General features: G+C 58.3%; 1 pseudogene. It reads left to right on the top strand.

Going from position 1 to position 259, the window contains the following annotated elements:
- Positions 1-259 (top strand): annotated as a pseudogene (locus tag SB753_RS38755) (site-specific integrase); the annotation flags it as partial.

Raw genomic sequence — 259 nt, 5'->3', positions numbered from 1 at the left:
ATGGTCTCCACCGATCCTGTTGGCCCCACTGGTCTATCCGCCACTGGTGCGGATCTATTCGATACGGAACGTCAAGACTGGCTGGTCGATCCGCGCACAGCTTTCGATGCATGGCTCGCCGGGCAAAACTTTCGCCATTCGTCGGCGGAGGTGTATCGCGCGCAGTGGGGACTTTTTCTCGAATGGCTACAGGCGCGTCACAAGAATCTCGTCACGGTCGACATGCGATCGATAGCGGAATTCGTCGGCGGACTGTCGA

The sequence above is a fragment of the Paraburkholderia sp. SIMBA_053 genome, assembly GCF_046534895.1.
GTDB lineage: Bacteria > Pseudomonadota > Gammaproteobacteria > Burkholderiales > Burkholderiaceae > Paraburkholderia > Paraburkholderia caledonica.
This window is presented reverse-complemented; position numbering and strand designations above follow the sequence as displayed.